The organism is Rhizobium sp. 01N424 (assembly GCF_056399485.1).
In genome coordinates this window covers 24,765-46,563 of record NZ_JBFTRK010000012.1, presented here as the reverse complement: position 1 = coordinate 46,563, position 21,799 = coordinate 24,765, and the positions used below count along the sequence as shown (strand labels likewise).

Annotated in this window: 18 protein-coding genes; 11 read left to right on the top strand and 7 right to left on the bottom strand. The window is 61.5% G+C overall.

The window, feature by feature from the left end; translation table 11 throughout:
* The first annotated feature begins 2 nt into the window (after positions 1-2).
* Positions 3-968, top strand: a complete 966-nt coding sequence (locus tag AC1DNK_RS24625; protein WP_477943783.1) for a diguanylate cyclase domain-containing protein — start codon at positions 3-5, stop codon at positions 966-968.
* A 4-nt stretch (positions 969-972) separates the two neighbouring features.
* Here the strand turns inward: AC1DNK_RS24625 and AC1DNK_RS24620 are convergent, their stop codons facing one another.
* The gene (locus AC1DNK_RS24620; protein WP_477943782.1) at positions 973-1,986 is read right to left on the bottom strand and encodes a LacI family DNA-binding transcriptional regulator; all 1,014 of its coding nucleotides are present in this window, start codon (positions 1,984-1,986) and stop codon (positions 973-975) included.
* A 221-nt stretch (positions 1,987-2,207) separates the two neighbouring features.
* On the opposite strand from AC1DNK_RS24620, the gene AC1DNK_RS24615 reads away from it, so the two are divergent.
* The 5 genes from AC1DNK_RS24615 (at position 2,208) to AC1DNK_RS24595 (ending at position 7,678) form a co-directional block, all read left to right on the top strand.
* Positions 2,208-3,347 carry a sugar ABC transporter substrate-binding protein gene (locus tag AC1DNK_RS24615; protein ID WP_112389961.1) on the top strand — a complete coding sequence of 380 codons (1,140 nt, stop codon included), beginning with the start codon at positions 2,208-2,210 and terminating at the stop codon, positions 3,345-3,347.
* A gap of 78 nt (positions 3,348-3,425) precedes the next feature.
* Positions 3,426-4,964 carry a sugar ABC transporter ATP-binding protein gene (locus AC1DNK_RS24610; protein ID WP_477943781.1) on the top strand — a complete coding sequence of 513 codons (1,539 nt, stop codon included), beginning with the start codon at positions 3,426-3,428 and terminating at the stop codon, positions 4,962-4,964.
* Complete coding sequence (locus AC1DNK_RS24605; RefSeq protein WP_112389959.1) at positions 4,961-5,956, top strand: ABC transporter permease; 996 nt, start codon at positions 4,961-4,963, stop codon at positions 5,954-5,956. The genes AC1DNK_RS24610 and AC1DNK_RS24605 overlap by 4 nt, the downstream gene beginning before the upstream one ends.
* Positions 5,953-6,936, top strand: coding sequence for an ABC transporter permease (locus AC1DNK_RS24600; RefSeq protein WP_112389958.1), 984 nt, complete (start codon positions 5,953-5,955; stop codon positions 6,934-6,936). Before AC1DNK_RS24605 ends, AC1DNK_RS24600 begins: the two co-directional genes overlap by 4 nt.
* Before the next feature lie 385 nt (positions 6,937-7,321).
* Complete coding sequence (locus tag AC1DNK_RS24595; protein WP_477943780.1) at positions 7,322-7,678, top strand: hypothetical protein; 357 nt, start codon at positions 7,322-7,324, stop codon at positions 7,676-7,678.
* Here AC1DNK_RS24595 and AC1DNK_RS24590 read toward each other — a convergent pair.
* Positions 7,662-8,213: a ribonuclease H family protein gene (locus tag AC1DNK_RS24590; RefSeq protein WP_477943779.1), complete on the bottom strand. Its 552-nt coding sequence runs from the start codon at positions 8,211-8,213 to the stop codon at positions 7,662-7,664. The genes AC1DNK_RS24595 and AC1DNK_RS24590 overlap by 17 nt on opposite strands.
* Positions 8,214-8,352: 139 nt before the next feature.
* Here AC1DNK_RS24590 and AC1DNK_RS24585 point away from each other — a divergent pair, with 139 nt between their 5' ends.
* The 4 genes from AC1DNK_RS24585 to AC1DNK_RS24570 all read left to right on the top strand — a co-directional run bounded on the left by AC1DNK_RS24585 (position 8,353) and on the right by AC1DNK_RS24570 (position 14,752).
* Positions 8,353-8,622 carry a hypothetical protein gene (locus AC1DNK_RS24585; protein WP_477943778.1) on the top strand — a complete coding sequence of 90 codons (270 nt, stop codon included), beginning with the start codon at positions 8,353-8,355 and terminating at the stop codon, positions 8,620-8,622.
* A gap of 152 nt (positions 8,623-8,774) precedes the next feature.
* Entirely contained in the window at positions 8,775-11,747 is a 2,973-nt protein-coding gene (locus tag AC1DNK_RS24580; protein WP_477943777.1) for an autotransporter outer membrane beta-barrel domain-containing protein, read from the top strand.
* Positions 11,748-11,863: 116 nt separating this feature from the next.
* Positions 11,864-12,685 carry a bifunctional allantoicase/(S)-ureidoglycine aminohydrolase gene (locus AC1DNK_RS24575; RefSeq protein ID WP_477943776.1) on the top strand — a complete coding sequence of 274 codons (822 nt, stop codon included), beginning with the start codon at positions 11,864-11,866 and terminating at the stop codon, positions 12,683-12,685.
* Positions 12,686-12,757: 72 nt separating this feature from the next.
* Positions 12,758-14,752: an ABC transporter ATP-binding protein/permease gene (locus tag AC1DNK_RS24570; protein ID WP_477943775.1), complete on the top strand. Its 1,995-nt coding sequence runs from the start codon at positions 12,758-12,760 to the stop codon at positions 14,750-14,752.
* A gap of 67 nt (positions 14,753-14,819) precedes the next feature.
* On the opposite strand, the gene AC1DNK_RS24565 is transcribed toward AC1DNK_RS24570, so the two are convergent.
* From AC1DNK_RS24565 to AC1DNK_RS24545, 5 genes are all read right to left on the bottom strand, one after another.
* A complete protein-coding gene (locus AC1DNK_RS24565; RefSeq protein WP_477943774.1) occupies positions 14,820-16,214 on the bottom strand; it encodes an amidohydrolase family protein in 1,395 nt (464 codons plus the stop codon).
* A 106-nt stretch (positions 16,215-16,320) separates the two neighbouring features.
* Positions 16,321-17,181 (bottom strand): LysR family transcriptional regulator, encoded by an 861-nt coding sequence (locus AC1DNK_RS24560; protein ID WP_112598904.1) that lies wholly within the window; start codon positions 17,179-17,181, stop codon positions 16,321-16,323.
* 70 nt (positions 17,182-17,251) lie between these two features.
* The gene (locus tag AC1DNK_RS24555; RefSeq protein WP_112389950.1) at positions 17,252-17,536 is read right to left on the bottom strand and encodes a hypothetical protein; all 285 of its coding nucleotides are present in this window, start codon (positions 17,534-17,536) and stop codon (positions 17,252-17,254) included.
* 76 nt (positions 17,537-17,612) lie between these two features.
* On the bottom strand, positions 17,613-19,439 hold the full coding sequence (locus AC1DNK_RS24550) for a bifunctional diguanylate cyclase/phosphodiesterase (RefSeq protein ID WP_477943773.1): 1,827 nt from the start codon (positions 19,437-19,439) through the stop codon (positions 17,613-17,615).
* A 164-nt stretch (positions 19,440-19,603) separates the two neighbouring features.
* Entirely contained in the window at positions 19,604-20,626 is a 1,023-nt protein-coding gene (locus AC1DNK_RS24545; RefSeq protein ID WP_477943772.1) for an NADP-dependent oxidoreductase, read from the bottom strand.
* Between the two features lie 174 nt (positions 20,627-20,800).
* On the opposite strand from AC1DNK_RS24545, the gene AC1DNK_RS24540 reads away from it, so the two are divergent.
* Positions 20,801-21,793 carry an MsnO8 family LLM class oxidoreductase gene (locus tag AC1DNK_RS24540; protein ID WP_477943771.1) on the top strand — a complete coding sequence of 331 codons (993 nt, stop codon included), beginning with the start codon at positions 20,801-20,803 and terminating at the stop codon, positions 21,791-21,793.
* Positions 21,794-21,799 lie beyond the last annotated feature (6 nt).

Below are 21,799 nucleotides of genomic sequence, written 5' to 3'. Positions count from 1 at the left end.
ACATGATGCCGTCGTCGTCCCCGGTCAGGAAACGATCAAACCGAACGGAAACCGTTGAGGTCGATCGCATCGATCTCGCGAGCGACGTCTACCATCTCAAGAAGGTCTTCGACAGCTGCTCCAAGGCTGCCCGCATCGGCGCCTGGGAATGCAGCCTTGCCGATGAGCGCCTGTGGTGGACCGACATGGTCTACGAGCTCTTCGATGTCGATCCGGGAACACCTTTGGTGCGCGATGAGATCGTGACCATGTATTCCGCCGAGACGCTCAGCGAATTGAAGCGGCTTCGCAGTGCCGCGATCGAGCAGCTCGGCAGCTTTTCACTCGACGCCGAAGTGATCACGCGAAAGGGAAATCGCCGCTGGATCAGGATCACGGCGCGGGTCGAATCCGAAAACGGCAAGGCGGTGCGGATCTTCGGGCTGAAGCAAGACGTGACGCTCGAGATCATGATGCTGAAGGAAATCCGCCATCGTGCCGATTTCGATCATCTGACGGGATTGGCGAACCGCTTCAGGTTCCATGAGCGCCTCGATACCCTCGTAGGGTCCGGGGTGGCGACCGACTGCGCGCTGCTGCTGGTTGACCTCGACGGCTTCAAACGCGTCAACGACAGCCTCGGCCACCGAGTCGGCGATTCCTGCCTGATCGAGGCGGCGCGCCGGCTGAATTTTGCCGCCGAAGGTGCTGACCTCGTATCCCGAATTGGCGGCGACGAGTTCGCCGTTATCTATAGGGGCGCATCGATCCAGCAGGTGGAGACCGCGGCAAACCGCATCGTCGCCGCCATGCAATGGAATGCGGGCGATGATATCGCGCTCGGGGCCTCGATCGGCGTCGCATGGGCCGGATCGGGATCGACGTCGGCCTCGCTTTACGAGGAAGCGGACCGGGCGATGTACCGCGCCAAGGCGTCGGGACGAAATCGCTTCGTCGTCCACCAGCCGCCCAGTCTCGACGCAGCCTGATCGCCTAAGATCCCTGTCCCCCCGTGCTCTCGCGCACGATCAGCTTGAAGCCGAGATCGATCTGCTCGGCGCCATGTGCAGCGCTGGCGTTGACGGCCGCCAGGACTTTTTCAGCGGCGAGCCTGCCGGTCTCGTAGCGTCTCGATGCGATGGACGATAGCGAAGGGGAGGCGCAGGCGGCAAATTCCAGGTCGTGGAAGCCGATGATCGAGATGTCGCTCGGTATCTGGATATTGTGTTTCCGGCATTCCTGCATGGCGCCAAGCGCAAGGTTGTCGTCGGTGCAGAAGATCGCCTCGGGAATGTTGCCGCGTTCGAACATCTCGGCGCACAATGCCGAGCCAAGCGCGATGGAGCTGTGGCGGGGTTTCTGCGTCACGAGCTCGAGGCTCTGATAGTCCGCCTCCTTCATCGCCAGATGGTATCCATCGAAACGCGACTGGGAACGATGATCGAGATTACCGCTGAGGAATGCAATGCGCTGGAAACCGCGCTCGATGAGGTGGCGTGTCGCCGCCCAGCCGGCTTTCTCCTGTGACATGCCGATATTGATATCGATGGGATCGTCGGAGAGCTCGAATGTCTCGACGACGGGCATATTGGCATGGGCAAGCAGCTGCCGCGCATGTGCCGTGTGGTGAATGCCGGCCATGATGATCGCCTCCACCCGCTGGCCGAGCAGCGCCTTGACGGCATTTTCCTCCTCGAGTTCCGAATAGCGGCTGTTGACGACAATGACCTGAAAACCGGCGCCGACGAGCGCTTCATGCAAGGCAAACAGATACTCGGCAAAGATCACGTTGTAGAGCGTCGGCACGATGACGCCGATCGCATGGGTGCGGGCAGAGGCGAGCCGGCTTGCGGCGATATTCGGCACGTAGCCGAGCTCCTTCACCGCGGCGTTGACACGCATGCGCAGGCCCTCGGAGACGGCATCGGGCTTGCGCAGTACCCGTGACACGGTAATCGGGCTGACGCCCGCGAGACTTGCAACATCGTCCAATGTCACGCGTCGCATGAAGTAATTCTCCGGTATGATATATTTCTCTATGTGAAGTCAGAATATCTATAGTTATGCCATAGTTGACAGCGCTAGCAAATAGAATTTGACGGCGCTGTCAACTATGTTACCTTTTTGCCGTTCCGGATATGGATGGGAATGGAGCCTTCCGGATCAAGCATGCCAATCAGATCATACTGGAGAGGCGGCTTCGATCCGCCTCGTGGAGGAGGACATTCATGCCCAAGTCGTTGAAAGCGAAGTCCATCCGGCTCGCTGGCCTTGCCGCGCCCATGCTGGCTCTTTTGTGCAGTGCTGCCTATGCGGAGCCGAAAGTCGTCTCCGGCCCGGCCGCCGATCCGCAATGCATGACGCCATGGGCGTCCGATACGCAATTCCTGCAGTTCCCCAAGAAAGAAGGCCCGTACCGCATCGCGCTGGCGAACGGCTATATCGCCAATACCTGGCGCATTCAGATGGTGCAGACGGCGAAAGCCTATGCCGCACAGCCTGACGTCAAGGCAAAGCTCAAGGAGTTCAAGGTCGTCTCGACCGGTGAGGACGTGCCGGCACAGATCTCGGCGATCAACAACTTCATTGACGCTGGATATGACGCCGTCGTCGTCGATGCGCAGAACCCGACGGCCTTTGGCCCGGTCATCAAGCGCGCCAAGGAGGCCGGCGTCGTCCTGGTTGCCTTCGACAATACACTCGACAGCAAGGACGCGATCAACGTCAACGTGGACCAGAAGGGTCTCGGGGTCATCTGGGGCGATTGGCTGGTCAAGCATATGCCTCAGGGCGGCAAGGTTCTCGAAGTCCGCGGCGTTGCCGGTACATCTGTCGATACCGACCGCCACGATGGCATCAAGGAAACGCTCGCCGCATCCGGCAAGAAGTTTGACGTGACCGAAGTCGTCGGCAAATGGGACGACGGCGTCGCGCAGAAGGCCACGGCCGACGCAATTGCCACCAACGGCCCGTTCGACGGGATTACCGCCCAGGGCGGTGATACCGGCGTCGTCCAAGCCATGATCGATGCCAAGCATCCCTTCGTGCCGTTTGGTGGCGAAACCGAAAACGGCTTCCGCAAGCTCTGCGCTGCCCATGCAGGCGATGGCCTGAAATGCACGTCGGCGGGCACCGGTCCGGCCCAGGTTGCGGTCGCCATCAAGACGGCGATTGCTGCTCTTGAGGGGCAGGTGATCCCGCAGGCGATCAAGCTGCCGACGGCGCTCGTGTCCGATCCTGATTTCAAGGAAGGCCAGGATTACTATCCGAAGGAATCCGACAATTTCTTCGTCGGTAATGCCTTCCCCACCTGCGGCATCAATTTCACCGCCCAGGAAATCATGGGGCAGAGCAAGGAAAACCAGTAAGCGGTCCAATTTGCCATATTGACTGCGGGCGTTCGCGCCCGCAGCCTTGCTGTTGCTGCGACCGCGGGAGGTGGACGCATGAATTTGCCTGAACCGTTTTTCCGGATGGACGGCATATCGAAGCGATATGGCGGTGTGATCGCGCTGAAGGATGCGAGCATCGCCATCCGGCCCGGCGCCATCCATGCCGTCCTTGGCGAAAACGGTGCCGGAAAATCGACGCTGATCAAGATCATGGCAGGTGCCGTCGCACCCGATGAAGGGCGCATGCTGCTCGACGGCGGCGAGGTCTCCTTCGCCAGTCCGGCTGCAGCAACGGCCGCCGGTATTGTCTGCGTCTTTCAGGAACTATCGCTGATCCCGGACCTGTCGGTTGCCGACAATATCGTGATCAGTAACCCGCCCTTGCGCTTCGGCCTGATCGACCGGCGCCGGCAAAGGGCGATAGCCGAAGAAGCGCTGGCGCGGGCCGGTGCATCCGACATTCATCCCTCGTCGCTGGTCAAGGACCTGCCGCTGTCGCGCCGCCAGATGGTCGAGATTGCCAAGGCGCTGGCCCGCAAGCCCAGGCTGATGATCCTGGACGAGGCGACGTCGGCCCTGACCCAATCCGATGTCGAGAAAGTTTTCGGCGTGTTGAAGCGGTTGCGTTCGGAAGGCATGGCACTCGTTTACATCTCCCATCGCATGCACGAGATCGCAGCGCTCGCCGACGATTGCACGGTGTTTCGCAATGGCCGCAGCATCGAATCCTATCCGGCCGGCACCAAGACCGATCAGCAGGTGGTCGAACTGATGATCGGCCGCGAATACACCAATGTCTTTCCACCGAAGCCTGCAAAACTGGCCGATCGCGCCCCGGTGCTCTCCTGCCGCGGGCTTTCCTGGGGAGACAGGCTGTCGAATATCAGCTTCGACATTCGCCCCGGCGAGATCATCGGCTTCGGCGGGTTGGACGGGCAGGGGCAGCGCGAACTGCTGCTGGCGCTGTTCGGCGTGCTTCGCGACACCAAGGGCAGTATCGAGGTTGCCGGTCGGCCTTTGGCGTTGAAGAGCCCGAAACAGGCAAAGTCGGGCAGCACCTCGATTGCGCTGATCCCCGAGGATCGCAAGACGGAAGGACTGATGCTGCCGATGACCGTGCGCGAAAACCTGTCGATTGCAGCACTCGGCAGCGTCTCCAGGCATGGCGTCATCGATCGCAGCGCCGAGCAGGCGAAGATCGACGAACTCCTGAAGCTCCTTGCAATCAAGGCCGCAACGATCGACATGCCGGTGGGGGCGCTGTCTGGCGGCAACCAGCAGAAGGTGGTCATCGCCAAGTGGCTGATGAACCGCCCGAAGATCATCCTGCTCAACGATCCGACGCGCGGCATCGACGTCGGTACCAAGCAGGAAATCTATGCACTGCTGCGCAAGCTTGCCGATGATGGCGCGGCGATCATCTTCTACTCAACCGACTACGATGAGCTGATCGGCTGCTGCGACCGTGTTCTGGTAATGTATGACGGCAGCGTCATACGCTCGCTCCAAGGTGAAGAGATCAACGAGCATGAACTGATCGCCAGTGCACTGAATATCAATCCGCAGGCCGTCGAACAAAGGATCGGGCAATGAGCGCGAAGTCTCCAAGCGACTGGCGGTTCTGGTATGTTCAGCACAAGGGCACGCTGCTGGCCGCGGCACTGTTCCTCGTCATGTTCGTGATCTATGTCAGCAACCATCCCGCAGGCTTCACGCCGAATGTCGTTCAGACGGCGTCGAACAAGGCAACGCTGCTTGCTTTTGTCGCCATGGCGCAGTGCTTCGTGGTCATCACCGCGGGCATCGATCTCTCGGCCGGTATGATCCTGATCCTTTGCAATTGCCTTGCGTCGTGGCTGGTCGTCGGCACACCGCTGCAAACAGGTCTTGGCATTGTCGCGGTGCTGCTGACCGGCCTTGCCTGCGGCCTGCTCAATGGCCTGATCATCATTTTCGGCAGGCTGCAGCCGATCGTCACGACGATCGCGACGAGTGCGATCTTCTTCGGCCTCGCCTTGCTGCTGCGGCCGACGCCGGGAGGATCGGTGAACGAGGATTTGGCCGATGCCTTCACCTCCAAGCTGTTCGGCATCTTCCCAACCAGCCTGATTGTCCTGGCATTGACGATCCTGATCATCTGGGTACCGTTCAGCCGGTCGGTGCTTGGCCGCGCGGCCTATGCCGCGGGTTCGTCCGAAAACGCCGCCTATATGTCGGGCATGCCGATCAAGCGGGCCAAGCTGGCAGCCTATGCGCTGGCCGGGCTCTTATCGGCGATCGGCGGCCTATACCTGACCTTTTTCTCCTATACCGGCGAGGCGGCGTTTGCGAGCGGCAACGCCTATACGCTCTATTCGATTGCCGCCGTGGTGCTTGGCGGCGTGTCGCTGGCCGGCGGCAAGGGCAGCGCCATCGGCGCGGTGTTCGGTGCCCTGGCTTTCCGCACGATCGGCGACCTGTTGTTCGTCTTCGACCTCGATCCGCTTTGGCAGCCCCTTTTCCAGGGGATCGTGCTGATGGCGGCGATCAGCATCGGCTGCATCGGGCTTGCCCGTGTTCGCAACCGGCTGGAGTGGTTCCAATGAGTGAGGATGCATCCTACATGCGCCAGTCGATCATTCCGGTCCGTCTTCGCAGCGTCGATCCAGCTGTCGCCATCGCCTTCGGCTGCATCATTCTGCTGCTGCTCGGCGGCTCGATCTACTCATCGAATTTCCTGTCTCCCGACTACTTGCTGCAGCAGCTGAAGGTCGCCTCGTTTCTTGGGGTGATCGCGACGGGAATGATGATGGTGATCCTGCTCGGCCAGATCGACCTCTCGGTGCCATGGGTGGTGACGGCGGGCGCGATGATGGCCTGTGCGGCAACGGCCTATGGTACGGCGGGCTCGATTGTTGCGATCCCGTTCGGGATCCTCTGTGGTGCGGCAATCGGCGCCTTCAACGGTGCAGCTGTTGCCTATCTGCGTATTCCATCGATGATCATCACGCTCGCGACCAATGCCGTCGTCCAGGGTCTGATGGTCGTCTATACCGGCGGTTTCGCGCCGCAAGACGCGGCCTCTCCGGCGATGCGCTTTCTTGCGACTGGTTACCTCATTCCGGCCATTCCGAACGGCGTCCTCGTCTGGCTCGTCACCGGCATTCTCACCGTCTTCCTCTTGACGCGGACGACCTTCGGCCGCTCGCTCTACGCCATCGGCAACCGTGAGCGGGCCGCTTACATGTCAGGCATCGATACCCGCCGGATCACGCTCCTCGCCTTTGTCATATCGGGTGCGTTGAGTGCGCTCGGCGGCGTGCTGCTTGCCGGATATGCATCGAAGGCCTCGCAATCGATGGGAGATGCCTATCTGCTGCCGTCGATTGCCGCAGTCGTTCTCGGCGGCACCCATGTGCTGGGCGGCAAAGGCTCCTATCTCGGGACGGTTGCAGGCGTGATCCTGATTACCCTGTTGCAATCGATCCTCTCCGTCATGCAGATCGAGGAAGCCGGACGGCAGCTGATTTACGGCGCGGTCATCGTCTGCATGCTGCTGCTCTATGGACGCCAGAAGCTTGCCTGATGCAGCGCGGGCCGCGATCCTAACCGAATTTTGTATCAAACCGCGCTTGCAAATCCATGCAGGCGGAATAGACTAACCCCATGACATCGCTCAGACAGTGACCACGGATGTACTGGCACGAGGCTGAAGCGATAAAGGAAGGTCGGTGCGATTGTTCGCCCGGCCTTTTCTTTTGGACGGGAGTGATCCGCATCTCAGATGGCTGACCGCCGACAGGTGGTGAGCAGGCATCTGAAACAGGTCGCGGCAGACTCAAAAATGCCATGTTGAATGGCAAGACCGGAGACAGGCGCGCTCGACTCATCCTTGCGCCTCCTTGCGCCTCGTTGCGGTGAAGATTGCGTGCAATCGGCGCCAGGCCCCATCAACGCTCAGAAAGTCACTGATGTCCAAAAAATCCTCCGGCGGGTTGTTCGCCGCTGCTGCCGTCGCAATTACCATGCTTTCGGCACCCGGCGCGTATGCTGCCGAGTCTCTGGCGCGCGTGGTTGCCGACGGCAATCCCTGGGAAATGTATGTCGTCAAGCGCCGGGTATCGAACATCCTAGTTTTCAAACCGGATGGCGGCGGAACGATCAGCGACAGCATGGTCAGCATTCACCCGACCTGGAAAGCCGTGGCGGACGGGATCTGCATCAGGACCGAGCCGCAGGCTGCGGAAAAATGCCTGATACTGAAGCGAACCAAGGAGGGCATCGAGGCGTCTCAAGGCGGCAAGGCGGTCTTCATATTGAAGCGCTGATATTGTCGCCCGTCTTCGCCAGACGCGCTTGTGTCGCCAGCGCGTCGGCGCGAACATTGCCAGCGATGCCGGAATGCGCCTTGCACCAGTTGACGGTGATCTGGTCGTTCTGCTGAAGCTCGACATCGAGGGATTGCCATAGCGCGCGATCGGCAATCGCCCGCTTTCTGCGGCGGCTGTCAGGCTCGATCTTCTTCCAGCCGTTGCTTCTCCAGATGAAACGCCATCGATTGCAGCCCTCCAGCACATAGCGGGAGTCGGTCAGGATGACGGCCTGCCGGTTTGCGGCATGGGCGTTGAGCCATCGAGCGGCGTTCAGGATTGCGGTCAGTTCGACTGCATTATTCCCTGGAGCAGCCGGGAAGCGCCCGGCGCTTGCAAGCACCTCGACTTGATCCGCATAGACGACGAAGGCCCATCCCGCTTGGGCAGAACCGGGCTCGAAGGAGCCATCCGTGAAGATCATCAGCGGCTCGTTTATCTGGGGAATATCCAGCTGGCTGTTCTCCGGTCCGCTCATAAGGTTGCTCGTCATGGCTGCCAGCCTTGATGCCTTTCCGGCAAGTGGTCAACTGGCCGCTGTCGAGGGAAGCGCCGGTTGACACCGGCCAGCACGACACCTAGCTACGTTTGAAACTGTCCCGAACATGCGCCGGATGGCGCAGGAGATTAAAGTGGCGAAAAAGGCCAAGGAACCGAAGCTTGAACATTCGGAGCTGTCAGGTGAATTCACGGAAGATGGTGTCACGGTGCTTGTGGACATTTTCCGGACCCAGGGCAGCCAGGAAGACTGGACGATGGAAGTCGTGACCCAGTCGGAAGACCTGATCCGCTGGGACGAACAGTTCGAGACAGACCGCGATGCGTTCGATGAATTCCTGGCGACCATCGCCCGCGACGGGATCGCGTCCTTCCTCGAAGACTCGGAGCCGGCCGTCCACTAGCGAGCCGGTTTCAGCGTTTCCCGTCCGGTCGATCAGGACACGGGAAAGGGCTTTCAACCCAACGATGTAAGAGTTCATTAACCAGGCTCGGATAGGAATTGTTAACCGTCCCGCCGGCGAATGGCGGGTGCTCGCTAGCGTCGGCCGACCTGATGAAACCACTGCTTCCGGCATTCTCCCGCCGTCTAGGCCTGTTCACGGCGCTGGCTTCCGTGGCGCTGCCTGTGCAAGGCCTTGCCCAATCGGCGTGGTCGGGCAGCTCGGACAACGAATTCAGTAATAGTTCGAACTGGACGCCTGCCGCGCCCGGAGCAGCCGGCACCGCTGTCGTCAACACCGGATCTCCGCAGGTCACCAATGGCGTTTCAGTTGGAACGCTCGATGTCGGCGGCGGCAACGTCACCATTACCAATACGGGCGTGCTGAATACAACGAACGGCACCACGATCAGCTCGGGTAGCGTCAGCATCAATGCGGGCGGGGTGCTCAACTCGAATGTCAGCCTGGATGGCGGCGCGCTTTCGGTCGATGGCGACCTCAACGGCCGCCTGATGCTCAACAATGGCAATGTGACGGTCAACGGCACGCTCGACAGCGCGGTGGTCGGAACGGCAACCGCATTGACCAACAATGGCGGGATGAATGCCGTCGATGTTTCCGCGGGCGGGACGTTCGTCAACAACAATGGCGCCACCACCCAGACGGTCACCAATGCCGGGACGGCTTCCAACGCCGGGACGATCGGCACTCTGACGAATACGGCGGGCAATTTCACCAACAACGCCGGCGGCACGGTGACCGGGAAAACCACGGTTTCCGGCGGCACGGTCACCAACAATTTCGTCATCACCGACGCGGACGTTGCCGCCGTTGCGGCCTTCGTCAACAACAATGGAGCCACGGCCGGTGCGATCCGGAATTCCGGCGCGCTCACCAATGCCGGAACGATCGGCTCCGTTCAGAACGACGCCGGGTCGTTCATCAACAATTTCGGCGGCGTCGTTACCGGCGGCACCAACGTCTCGGGCGGCACGGTGACCAACAATGCCACCCTTCACAACGTCAATGTCGGTGCGGATGGCACATTCACAAATGCCAGCGGCGCGGCGGCCGGCGCCGTCACCAATGCCGGTAACGCATCGAATGCCGGCACGATCGATGCCCTGACCAACACCGGCGGCACTTTCACCAACAATGCCGGCGGGACGGTGACCGGTAAGACGACTGTTACAGGCGGGACTGTCACCAACAATTTTGTCATCACCGATGCGGATGTCGCTGCAGTCGCCGCCTTCGTCAACAACAGCGGCGCAACTGCCGGTGCGATCAAGAATTCGGGTGCCGTGACCAATGCGGGCACGGTCGCTTCGCTTCAGAACGACGGCGGCACGTTCACGAACAACGGCGGTGGTGCAGTCACGGGGCTGACGACCGTGAATGGCGGCAGCGTCGTCAACAACGCAACGCTCGATGACGTCGCCGTTGGGACGGCAGGCAGTTTCACCAACAATAGCGGCGCGGTCGCAGGCGCCGTCACGAACGCTGGCAACGCCTCGAACGACGGCACCATCGCGTCACTCGTCAACAGCGGAGGCGTGTTTGCCAACACCGGGACGATCAGCGGGCTGGCAACGGTGTCCGGCGGCTCGCTGGTCAATGACGGAACGATATCCGGCGCGGTCGATATTTTCGGCGGCGGCCTGTTGTCGGGCAGCGGCGTCGTCGGTGGCCTGACGGTGAATTCGGGTGGCATCCTTTCGCCTGGCCCGGGGATTGCAACGCTTGCGGTAACGGGGGGGCTGACGTTTCGCGCGGGCTCGACCTATCAGGTGGATATCGACGCCAGTGGTGCTGCCGACAAGGTGGACGCGACAGGCGCCGTCGATATCCAGGGCGGCACGCTGGATATAAGGGCGGCGAGCGGCAATTACGGGCTGGCGACCAACTACACGATCCTCAGCGCCGGCAACATCACCGGCGCCTTCGATGACGTCACGAGCAACTTCGCCTTCCTGTCGCCGACGTTGACCTACGGCACGACCGCCATCGACATGCAGCTTGATCGCAACAGCGTGCAGTTCGCCGATGTCGCGGAGACGGCGAACGGCCGTTCCACAGCGGCTGCTGTCGAGGCCTTGGGTTCGGGAAATGGTGTCTATGACGCCGTTCTGCCGCTGGATATCAACACCGCCAACAGCGCCTTCTCGCAGCTAAGCGGCGAGGTTCACGCCTCGCTCAAAAGCGCTTTGCTGTGGGAAAGCCGCTTTGCCCGCGATGCAATTATCGAGGAAGTGGCATCGCGCGCCGATCAGCAGCATGACCAGGCGACATTCTGGAGCGCGGGCTTTCTGTCTTCAAACAGCTGGCAGGGCGATGGCAATGCCGCCGGTATCGACACCACGACATCAGGCATTATCGCAGGCGGCGACGTGCCCGTTTCGGATCACTGGCGTCTCGGCGGGATGGCTGGTTACAGCCGCGATGCCCTCGATCAGGCGGATACGGATTCCTATCACGGCGGTGTTTATGCTGCGGGCGATTTCGGACCCCTCGACCTCGTCGGTGGGGCCATCTATTCTCACAACGACGCATCGACCCAGCGCGACATCGCCTTCGGCACCTTTGCCGATCAGCTGACCGCCGACTATGCCAGCGCCACGAGCCAGGTCTTCGCCGGCATCTCCTGGACGCAGGAGCTGGATGCCATCAAGCTGCAGCCCTTCGCCAACCTTGCGTACGTCAATCTGGATAGCGACGGCTTCCGCGAGAGCGGCGGTGCGGCAGCCTTGTCGGCTACGGACGGCAACGACGCGATCGTCGCCTCGACAATCGGCCTGCGCTGGTCGGCCGACTGGCCGCAGAGCGATCTTCCGGTGACGGTCTCCGGCATGTTCGGCTGGCGGCATCTCGCCGGCGACCTGACGCCCTATTCGAGCCTGACCTTTGCCGGCGGCTCGCCGTTCGTCATCGAAGGTGTCGAGATGCCTCAGGATTCCCTGCTGGTGAGGCTCGGCCTCTCCGCAGCACTCACCAAATCCACTTGGCTGACGCTCAGCTATTCCGGCGAGTTCGGCAAGGGCCTGCAATCCAGTACGGCACAGGCGAGACTGGTTGCGAATTTCTAGGAGGGGCCGCATCTCCTGATGCGCCCGACAAAATCCGCCGGATTGCAAAACCGGTCTTGAGCCGCCGCGTGCCGAAGACTACCGTCCGAACCGTCGAAAACGCTGAGAGAATGACCATGGCAAACCGCTCGTATTACTCCCCCCCCGGTGGCCTTCCGCCACAGACCGATCTCCTCTCCGGCAAGGCGGTTTTTACCACGGCATATGCGGTCATCCCGCGGGGCGTGATGACGGATATCGTCACCAGCTACCTGCCACACTGGTCAAAGACCCGTGCCTGGATCATCGCGCGGCCGATGACCGGTTTTTCCGAGACCTTCTCGCAATATATCATGGAAGTAGCGCCCGGCGGCGGCAGCACCAAGCCGGAAGGTGAGCCACGGGCCGAGACGGCGATCTTCGTTGTGTCCGGGACATTGGCGATCGGACACGAAGGACGCGTCCATCAGCTTCGCGCCGGATCCTTCGCCTATCTGCCTGCCGGCAGTGCATGGACGCTGCAAAATGACGGCGCGGAGCTTGCGACTTTCCACTGGATCAGAAAGGCATTCCAGCCTGTCGAGGGACTGGAGGCGCCGCCTGCCATTTTCACCCATGAGGACCAGCACGAACCGGGCGCGATGCCCGGCACGGATGGCAAATGGGCGACGACGCGCTTCATCGATCCCTCCGACATCCGCTATGATATGCATGTGACCATCGTCACCTTCGAACCGGGCGCCGTGATCCCCTTCATGGAAACCCATGTCATGGAGCATGGTCTCTATGTTCTCGAAGGCCGGGCGGTCTACCGCCTCAATCAGGATTGGGTGGAGGTCGAGGCCGGCGATTTCATGTGGCTGCGCGCATTTTGCCCGCAGGCCTGCTATGCAGGCGGCCCCGGCCGCTTCCGCTACCTGCTCTACAAGGACGTCAACCGGCACGCACCGCTGTTCTAGAGGAGGTTGCGGGCGCGGCCCAAATTGTCCCGCCGGCGTGAAACCTTTTGATTTTTGCGCCGTTGTCGGCTCATGACCGAAGCAGAACTGAAACCGAAATCGGTCGACGGCGCCAAACCGGATGGCGCCGCGAAATCGCCTCAGGGCGTGGGGCCGGTTGTCGAGGCTCCACCGCCGCCGGATGCCGTTGAACCCGATCCGGGACTGACGCCAGAAGAAGCCGAGCATGCGCGCAAGCGCTATCTGCTGCGGCGGTTCTGGATCAGCGCCCGCGGCTATTGGGGCCGTCACGGCGACCGGTCGTCATGGCCGTGCTCCATCGGCCTCTTGGCGATGATCATCCTCAATGTCGGCCTCCAGTACGGGATCAACCTCTGGAACCGGCATATTTTCGACGCGATCGAGAAGCGCGATGCGGGCACCATCTATTATCTGAGCGCGGTATTCCTGCCGCTGGTGCTTGCAAGTGTCGCACTCGTCACGGCGCAGGTCTCCGTTCGCATGATGATGCAGCGGCGTTGGCGCTCGTGGCTGACATCGGCCGTCATCCAGCGCTGGCTGGCGAATGGCCGTTATTACCAACTGAACCTGATCGGCGGCGATCACGCAAATCCGGAAGCCCGCATTTCTGAAGATCTGCGGATCGCCACGGAATCGCCGGTCGATTTCGTCGCCGGCGTGCTCGTGGCATTTCTGTCCGCCTCGACCTTCATCGTGGTGCTGTGGACCATCGGCGGTGCGCTGACGCTTCCGGTTGCAGGCTCGACGGTCACCATCCCGGGCTTTCTGGTCATTGCCGCGGTGCTCTATGCCGGCATCACCTCCACGTCGATCGCCATTATCGGACGCAGTTTCGTTGCCGTCTCCGAGGTCAAGAACCAGGCAGAGGCCGAGTTTCGCTATCTGCTGACGCATGTGCGGGAAAATGGGGAAAGCATCGCTTTGCTCGGCGGCGAAGAAGAGGAGCGTAACGACGTCGACCGCACTTTCGGCAAGGTTCTAAAGCAATGGGCACTGCTTGCGGGCCAGCATATGCGTACGACACTGGTATCGCAGGGATCGAGCCTCATCGCACCCGTGGTTCCGATCCTGCTCTGCGCTCCGAAGTTTCTCGACGGCAGCATGACGCTTGGCGAAGTGATGCAGGCAGCCTCGGCCTTCACCATCGTGCAGGCGGCATTCGGCTGGCTGGTCGACAACTATCCGCGGCTGGCGGACTGGAATGCCAGCGCCCGGCGTATCGCCTCGCTGATGATGTCGCTCGACGGGCTCGAGCGCGCCGAGAACAACGATTCGATCGGCCGCATCCAGCGCGGCGAAACCGAGGGAGATGCCATTCTAAGCCTGAACGAGCTTTCAGTGTCGCTGGATGACGGGACGTCTGTCGTTAAGGAAACCCAGGTCGATATCGAACCCGGCGAACGCGTTCTGATCGCCGGCGAATCCGGCTCGGGCAAGAGCACGCTTGTCAGGGCGATTGCGGGCCTCTGGCCGTGGGGGCGCGGCAGCGTCGATTTTCGTGCCGGCAGCCGGTTGTTCATGTTGCCGCAGCGGCCCTACATCCCCTCCGGGACGCTGCGCCGGGCAACGGCCTATCCGCGTGCCGCCGATGACTGGACGGTGGAGGAAATCCTGGCGGCGTTGGAGGCGGTCGGGCTCGGCTATCTCGGCGAGAAGATCGAGGAAGACGCGCCCTGGGACCAGACACTGTCTGGTGGTGAGAAGCAGAGACTGGCCTTCGCGCGCCTGCTGCTGCACAATCCCGATATCATCGTGCTGGACGAGGCGACATCGGCTCTGGACGAGAAGAGCCAGGAGCAGATGATGGAAACCGTGATCCGCGAATTGCCGAAGGTCACGATCGTTAGTGTCGCGCACCGGGTCGAGCTGGAGGCATTTCACAGCCGCAAGATCACACTGGAGCGCCGCGACGGCGGCGCCAAGCTTGTCAGCGATATCGATCTGATCCCGCGGAAGAAAAGGCCGAAATCGCTGCTGCGGCGTAGCGCCTCGGCGCTCCTCAACACGAAGCGACACTCCGGCCACAAGAACGGCGGCCGGAGCTAAACTTGCTGGAACAAGCCACGACGCACTGCGACCCGTCAGGTCGCAGTGCGTCGTGTATCGTTCGGCCTTAGGATGACGCCTTGGCGACGCCGCCGGAAACGAGGCGTCCTTTGTGGAACGTTGCGCTGCGCGGCGACATGCGGGCGACGGCCTCTGCGGAGCAGCTGGCGCTGGTAAGCGTGAAGCCCGCTTCGTCGCTGGCCTTCGGCCAGGCGCGGTTTCCATCGGCATCGAGCGGCAGGATGCCGCCGGTCGAAATGGCAAGCGACCGCGACAGGTGATACTCGTCGGAACCGCGGTAAAGCTGGGCGTAGAGATAGGCCTTCTCCAGCATGTCACCGCTGCCGAATGGCGACCAGTGGTCGATGACGCTGTCGGTTCCGGTCATGACGAAGACGCCGGCCTTGCTGAGCTGGGGCAAGGGCATCATCAACCCGCCGATCGGCACTGTGGAGGCGATGGTCATGCCGTTTGCGGCCAGCCGCGCGGCGGTTTCGTCAAGCGCTTCCGGGGAGAGCGTCGTCAGTGCGAAGGCATGGCTGATGGTCACCTTGTCCTTCAGCACAGTGTTCTTCTCGACAGTGTCGATCATGTAGTTGATCGCGGCGACACCGGCCGGGCTCGTCTCATGCAGGTGGATATCAACGCCCTTGCCGCTGTCGGTCGCAATCTGGAACATCGCATCAAGCGACTTTTCCATGGCGCTGTCGACATTCGTCGGGTCGAGACCGCCAACATAGGCGGCGCCCATCTGCATCGCCTCGCGCATGAGGCCATCGACCTTCGAGTGCAGCAGGCCATGCTGGGGGAAGGCAACGATCTCGCAATCGAAGCTGTCCTTGTGCTTTTCCAGTGCTAGCTTCAGGTGTTCCAGGCTCTTCAGGCCGCTGACCGGATCGATATTGCAGTGGCTGCGGGCGACCGTGCTACCCTTGGATTGGATCAGCGCAATCAGACCTTCGGCCCGTTGCTCGGATGTCGGCAGCAATTGCGGCAGCAGTTTTTCCTCAAGCGCGATCATGTCCATGATCGTCTTGCCCTGACGGGGCAGAGGCGCCTTCCACGGACCGCCGTAGAAGGTCTTGTCGAGATGGATATGCATGTCGCGCATCTTCGGTAGCGCGAGCTGGCCGTTGGCCTGATAGACAGGGACGCCAGCGGGAAGCGTAGCGCCCGCTACATGCAGGGCGGCGATCTTGCCGTCCTTGATTTCAAGCGTATTCAGCGATGTGCGGGTTCCGGTGACGATATCGCCGTCGCGTTCGAAACCGTCTTCGAGGCGAACATCCGTCAGCAGGTAGTGGTTCTCGGTGATGGCTGTGACATCGGCTTCGCTGGCGCAATCGGCAGCAGCGGCCTCGCGGCTCATGCCGCCTGCCAGGCCAGCAAGCGCTGCGGCTGTCGTCATCTGTCCGGTTCGGCTCAGGAAGGCTCTGCGGCTTTGCGATACGGCATTTTGCATGATCGTCTCCTCATCGTCGTGCATGAAATGGATGAGGCACTTTAGGAAATGACGCGGCGCGATTGCAGCGACATATGACAATGGTGACTATTCGATTTGTGAATGATCAGCCGCGTTTCAGGCCGCAAAAGGAAATGAGACGCTCGGCTAGATCGAGGGCAAGCGGCGAGGCGGTGTCGCGGTAAAACAGCGCGAGCTCGAAATTCTCGATCGGCGGAAGACCCTCGGCGGTACCCAGCACGCGATGCCCCTGAAGCCGGCAGCTTGCCGGCAGGAGACTGACGCCAAGGCCAGCGGCAGAGGCTGCGGCAAGCGCCGCGAGCCCGCCGCTGCTATAGCCGACGCGCCACCTGAGGCCGAGGCTTTCAAGCGTCTCGCACAGTTCTTCGCGGTAAAGGCCGTTCACAGGAAAGACGGCGATCGGCACCGGTGATTGTTCGATCGCCGGATATTTCTCGCTGTCGAACCAGAGCAGCGGCTCGGCGCGCGCGGCCCGGGGCAGATGCACGCGCACCTGCTTGACGAGCACAAGATCCAGCTCTTCCAGCAGATAGGCCCGGTGCAGCTCGCGGCTGAGGCCGCTTGAGACATCCAGCCGCAGATGCGGATGCTCGCGTTTGAATTCGGCGAGAAGGTCGATGGTCGGTACGGTCAGATCCTCAGGCATGCCGAGCCGCAAAACGCCATCTCTCCATGGCCCCGTCAGTGCGTCATGCGCCTCTTCGTTGAGCGCGATGATGCGGCGTGCATAGCTTAGCAGCTTGATGCCTTCTTCGGTCAGCCGCACCTCATGCGAGGTCCGCTCGAGCAGCGCTTTTCCCAGCAGCTCCTCCAGCCGCCGGATCTGCTGGCTGATGGTCGATTGCGACAGCGAGACGCGATCGGCGGCGCGGGTGAAGCTATTGGTCTCGCAAACCGCGACAAAGCTGATCAGCAATTGCGGGCTGAACATCGGATAGCGTGTCATTTTCTCGCTGTCTCAACCATCGCCGACTCCTGTCTGCCGACAATTATATACGAGAATGCGGATGATCGGGTCAGTGCAAGCGGGATCCGGCAGGCCGCCGGTTGACCGCAAGCCTGAGAACGCTGATCAAACGCGCGGCCGATCTCATGACTTCGAACGCGATATCGGGGTCGCCGCCGGCGATATCGTCGGCCAGGCGCCGCAGCGTCTGCGACACATCAGTGATGAGCGCACCCATCTGGGCGCGGTCTTCGTCCCGGAGGCCGGCAAGCAGGCTGAGGAGCGTATCGGCAAAGTTCAGCAACGCCGTGGTCGCCTGCGCCGGGGTGAGTGTCGAATGAGATATCTGCGTCATGGGCTCGCTTTCACGGGTTAGGTGTCGCGAGCTAGAGCGATTTCAAGGTTGTAACGTGACGAAGGCGCCCCCTGCTTCAAAGTGCCCGGCTAAGGCGGTCGTGGCGCAGTGGAGGCCGGTTGTTCTCACCGGCGTCGTCGGGCTTTTGACCCCTGGTTCTCAGGAGTTCGGTGGCGGCATCAAACCCGACAGCGCGGGAATAGACGAAACCCTGGCCGAGAATGCATCCCATGGCGAGAAGATGCGATGCCTGCTCTTCGGTCTCGATACCCTCGGCAACGACCTTGATGCCAAGTCTGTGAGCAATACCGATCAGTCCTTCGACGATAGCAGCCCCCGGTTCTTCGCTGATCAGACGATCGACGAAGGACTTGTCGATCTTGATGATATCGACGGGGACGGTCAGCAGATGGGTCAGCGAGGCATAACCGGTGCCGAAGTCGTCGAGCGCGACGCGCAAGCCCTGTTCGCGAAGCGCCCGGATCTCGTCGCCGACCGTGTGGTCGCGGGGGCCGAGATAGACGGATTCCGTCACCTCCAGGATCACATGGTCCAGCGGCACGCCTTTGCCGATGAGATGTTCGTCCAGTTTCGCTCGGAGATTGCCGGTGTGAAAATCGGCGGCCGACAGGTTGATGCCGATATGCTGAAGGGGCAGGCCGAGATCAAGCCAGCGGCGCATGTCTGATGTCACCATATCGAGCATGCGTTCGGTCAGTTGCAAGGCGATCTCGCCGTCCAGCATCGCCTCATGGAAATGGGCCGCAGCGACCGTCTCGCCGGCCGGCGTGCGCATACGGCACAGTGCTTCAAAGCCGACGACCTCGCCCGTGTCCAGCCGGACGATCGGCTGGTAATGCGCTTCGATACGCCGCTCCGCCAGCGCGATGCCGACATCGCGAATGGCCCGGAAACGCCGGGTCAGCGCGGTGCCCATGCCGGGATAATAGGCGGTGAACTGGCCACGGTGGCGGGACTTACCGTGATAAAGCGCGACATCGGCATTCTGGCGCGGATCACCGTCTCCGGCAACGGCGCCGCCCGCCGTCATCGATGGGAAGACCACATGCTTGTCGCACTGGGCGGGCCGCTTGACGGCGCGAAGGATGGCATCGCCGCAGGCTGCAAGCTCCTCCATGCCGCCGCCATCTAGGATCACGGCGAACTCATCGCCACCCAGCCTGAAAGTCCGCTCCGGCGGACCGACCGATGCGATGCGCCTGGCGACCGTCCGGATCAGCGCATCGCCTGCACCATGCCCGAAGGTGTCGTTGACCAGTTTGAGATTGTCGATATCGGCAAGCAGCAGGCTGAAGGTACGGTTGGCGTTCTGGAGTTCTTCCAGCACTTCGTTGAACCGCGCGCGGTTGGCTTCGCCGGTCAGCGCGTCCGTGTAGGTCAGACGTTCGCGCTCGCGGACCCTTTCATCGCGCTCGATGGCGATGGCGCAGAGATGCGTGCAGGTTTCGATGATTTCCTTTTCTCGATCGTCAGGACGCCGGCACTCCTGAAAATAAAGAGCGAAGGTTGCGATGACCCGGCCTGCGCTGATCACCGGGGTGGACCAGCATGCCAGAAGACCAAGCGGCAGAGCCAGATCGCGATAGGCCGCCCATCGGCCATCGGTTGCGATATCTGTGACGATAACAGGGACGCCGTAGAAGGCGGCCGTGCCGCACGACCCGGCAGCCGGTCCGACCTCCAGATTGTCGAGAGCCTGGCTATAGGAATGGGGCAGGGACGGGGCTGCGAGCGGATGGAGCCTGCCGTTTTCAACCCGAAGAACAGAGCATTTGACCCTCGGAAGCCTGATCTCAACCAGCAGGCAAAGCGCCTCCAGCGTTGCCGCAAGCGGCTCGCCCTTGGCAATGCGTTCCAGAACCTTGTTTTGCAATTCGAGCATTTCATCGCCACGGGGTTAGCAAAACCTAAAGTAGGCGGATGAACGATCAAATCTCGTTTCAGGAATAGCTAAAATTGACGCGATTGCTGGATTTTTGGCAGCGCATGGACGATCGCACAGGTTTTATCGGCCAGGGACCGCAGCCCGAGGCTTTTGCCGGCCAATCATTCGCTCACACGCACGATCAGTTTTCCGAAATTCTTGCCTTGCAGCAGGCCGATGAAGGCCTGGGGCGCATTTCCCAGACCATCGACGATATCCTCACGGAATCTCAGGCGGCCATCCGCCAGCCATCCGGATGCCTCTTCAAGAAAATCCGGCCGCTGCGCGGCGAACTCGCGCTGAATAAAGCCGCGCACGGTCAGGCTCTTGCGCAAAACGGCGCGCATGAAGCCGGGAAGGCGGTCGAATCCCTCCGCCGCCTCATTGTTGTAATGCGCAATCAGCCCGCAGACGGGCACGCGTGCGAAGTCGTTCAGAAGCGGGAAGACCGCTTTCCAGACATGGCCGCCGACATTCTCGAAATAGACGTCGATTCCATCCGGGCAGGCCAAGGCGAGCTGAGCGGTAAAGTCCTTCGCGCGGTGATCGATGGCGACGTCGAAGCCGAGCTCGCCGCTGACATAGGCACATTTCTTGGCCCCACCGGCAATGCCGACGACCCGGGCTCCGCGTATCTTGGCGATCTGGCCAACCACCGCACCGACAGCGCCGCTGGCGGCAGCGACGACGACGGTCTCGCCTTGCTGTGGCTTGCCGATGTTGCGCAGGCCGGCATAGGCGGTGAAGCCGGGCATGCCGAGAACGCCGAGCGCGGTTGTCAGCGGCGCCTGCTGCGGATCGAGCTTGCGCAGCCCCTCACCGTTTGACGTCGCATAGGTCTGCCAGCCCGAATGCGACAGGACGAGATCACCGGGCGCGAAATTGCTGTTTCGGCTGCGGATGACGCGGGCAACGGTACCGCCCTCCATGACCTGCCCGATGCCGACGGGTGCCGCATAGGATTTGGCGTCATCCATGCGTCCGCGCATATAGGGATCGAGCGACAGGAAGAGGATCTGCAGCAGCACTTCGCCTTCCGCTGCGGCGGGGACCGGCTGCCGCTCGATCTGGAAATTCTCCGGCACCGGAGACCCTTTCGGCCGTGACGCCAGGGTGATCCTTATGTTTTCCAGTACCTCGGTCATGACAGTCCTTTCCATGATGAAGACGGTGTTTCGCGCAGGCCGACGCTAACGCCGTCATGCGCGAGCGGCACGGTCGATTTTTCCCTTCTTTCAACTCCAAAGAGAAAGCGGTTCCTTACGATGGCAATTATCTACTGATTTTATAGACAATATAGAATTAGATGAGGCGCCGTGATGACATATCTTCTCAGCCTGCTCGACAAGGCCCCGATCGAAGAGGGCGCCAATGCCGCCGAAGCGCTCGTGGCGGCCGTCAAGCTTGCGACCGCCGCTGAAGAGCTCGGCTATCACCGTTTCTGGGTGGCAGAGCACCATAGCATGAGCAATCTGGCAAGCTCGGCGCCTGAGGTCCTGATCGCCCATCTTCTGGCAAGGACACGCTCGATCCGCATCGGTTCCGGTGGAGTGATGCTGCAGCACTATAGCGCCTACAAGGTTGCCGAGACCTTCAACGTTCTCTCGTCTCTTGCGCCGGGGCGTGTCGATCTCGGCGTCGGGAAGGCACCGGGCGGCTTTCCGTATTCGACGCGCGCGCTGCAGGTCGCGATCGATCCGGCGCTGAAGCCGAGCTTTGCCGACCAGCTCTCGGACCTGAACGCTTACCTCGCTTTTGAGACGCGTGAAGATCGCGCCGCTGCAACGCCGATCCCGCCGGTCAAGCCCGAACGCTTTCTGCTGGGCGCCAGTGTCGAAAGCGCGCTTCTCGCGGCCGAGAAAGGCTGGCGGCTGGTTTTCGCCGGGCATCTGAACGGCGATCCCGACAATCTCAAGCGTACCTTTGATGCTTACGCCCAGGCAACCGGAGGGGATGTTCCGATCCTCGCGCTCGCGGCCTTTGCCGCCGAGAATGCCGAACAGGCCCGTCAGCGGGTCGGCGATCTGCGGATCGTCAAACTGTTCCTGCCGAACGGTCAGACCGTGAATGTCGGCAATGAAGAGCAGGCCGCAGAATATGCCAGACAGGCAGGCGTCGCCGAATTCAGGACCGAGGAGAAGATCCCAAGTGTCCTGCATGGAACGGCACGCCAGATACGCGACGCGCTCGACGGCCTCCACTCCCAATATGGCGTCCAGGAATTCGTGCTCGACACGCCGGCTCTGACGCCGAGCGAACGTCTGGCGTCGATCGAGCTCCTCGCCAAAGAACGCCTTTCACTCGCTGCCTAACTGCGC

Coding starts and splice junctions, on each gene's coding strand:
- AC1DNK_RS24560 (WP_112598904.1), bottom strand. CDS start 17,181: ATGACACGCTATCCGATGTTCAGCCCGCAATTGCTGATCAGCTTTGTC.
- AC1DNK_RS24610 (WP_477943781.1), top strand. CDS start 3,426: ATGAATTTGCCTGAACCGTTTTTCCGGATGGACGGCATATCGAAGCGA.
- AC1DNK_RS24595 (WP_477943780.1), top strand. CDS start 7,322: ATGTCCAAAAAATCCTCCGGCGGGTTGTTCGCCGCTGCTGCCGTCGCA.
- AC1DNK_RS24605 (WP_112389959.1), top strand. CDS start 4,961: ATGAGCGCGAAGTCTCCAAGCGACTGGCGGTTCTGGTATGTTCAGCAC.
- AC1DNK_RS24620 (WP_477943782.1), bottom strand. CDS start 1,986: ATGCGACGCGTGACATTGGACGATGTTGCAAGTCTCGCGGGCGTCAGC.
- AC1DNK_RS24590 (WP_477943779.1), bottom strand. CDS start 8,213: ATGACGAGCAACCTTATGAGCGGACCGGAGAACAGCCAGCTGGATATT.
- AC1DNK_RS24555 (WP_112389950.1), bottom strand. CDS start 17,536: ATGACGCAGATATCTCATTCGACACTCACCCCGGCGCAGGCGACCACG.
- AC1DNK_RS24540 (WP_477943771.1), top strand. CDS start 20,801: ATGACATATCTTCTCAGCCTGCTCGACAAGGCCCCGATCGAAGAGGGC.
- AC1DNK_RS24575 (WP_477943776.1), top strand. CDS start 11,864: ATGGCAAACCGCTCGTATTACTCCCCCCCCGGTGGCCTTCCGCCACAG.
- AC1DNK_RS24570 (WP_477943775.1), top strand. CDS start 12,758: ATGACCGAAGCAGAACTGAAACCGAAATCGGTCGACGGCGCCAAACCG.
- AC1DNK_RS24545 (WP_477943772.1), bottom strand. CDS start 20,626: ATGACCGAGGTACTGGAAAACATAAGGATCACCCTGGCGTCACGGCCG.
- AC1DNK_RS24615 (WP_112389961.1), top strand. CDS start 2,208: ATGCCCAAGTCGTTGAAAGCGAAGTCCATCCGGCTCGCTGGCCTTGCC.
- AC1DNK_RS24600 (WP_112389958.1), top strand. CDS start 5,953: ATGAGTGAGGATGCATCCTACATGCGCCAGTCGATCATTCCGGTCCGT.
- AC1DNK_RS24580 (WP_477943777.1), top strand. CDS start 8,775: ATGAAACCACTGCTTCCGGCATTCTCCCGCCGTCTAGGCCTGTTCACG.
- AC1DNK_RS24625 (WP_477943783.1), top strand. CDS start 3: ATGATGCCGTCGTCGTCCCCGGTCAGGAAACGATCAAACCGAACGGAA.
- AC1DNK_RS24550 (WP_477943773.1), bottom strand. CDS start 19,439: ATGCTCGAATTGCAAAACAAGGTTCTGGAACGCATTGCCAAGGGCGAG.
- AC1DNK_RS24565 (WP_477943774.1), bottom strand. CDS start 16,214: ATGCAAAATGCCGTATCGCAAAGCCGCAGAGCCTTCCTGAGCCGAACC.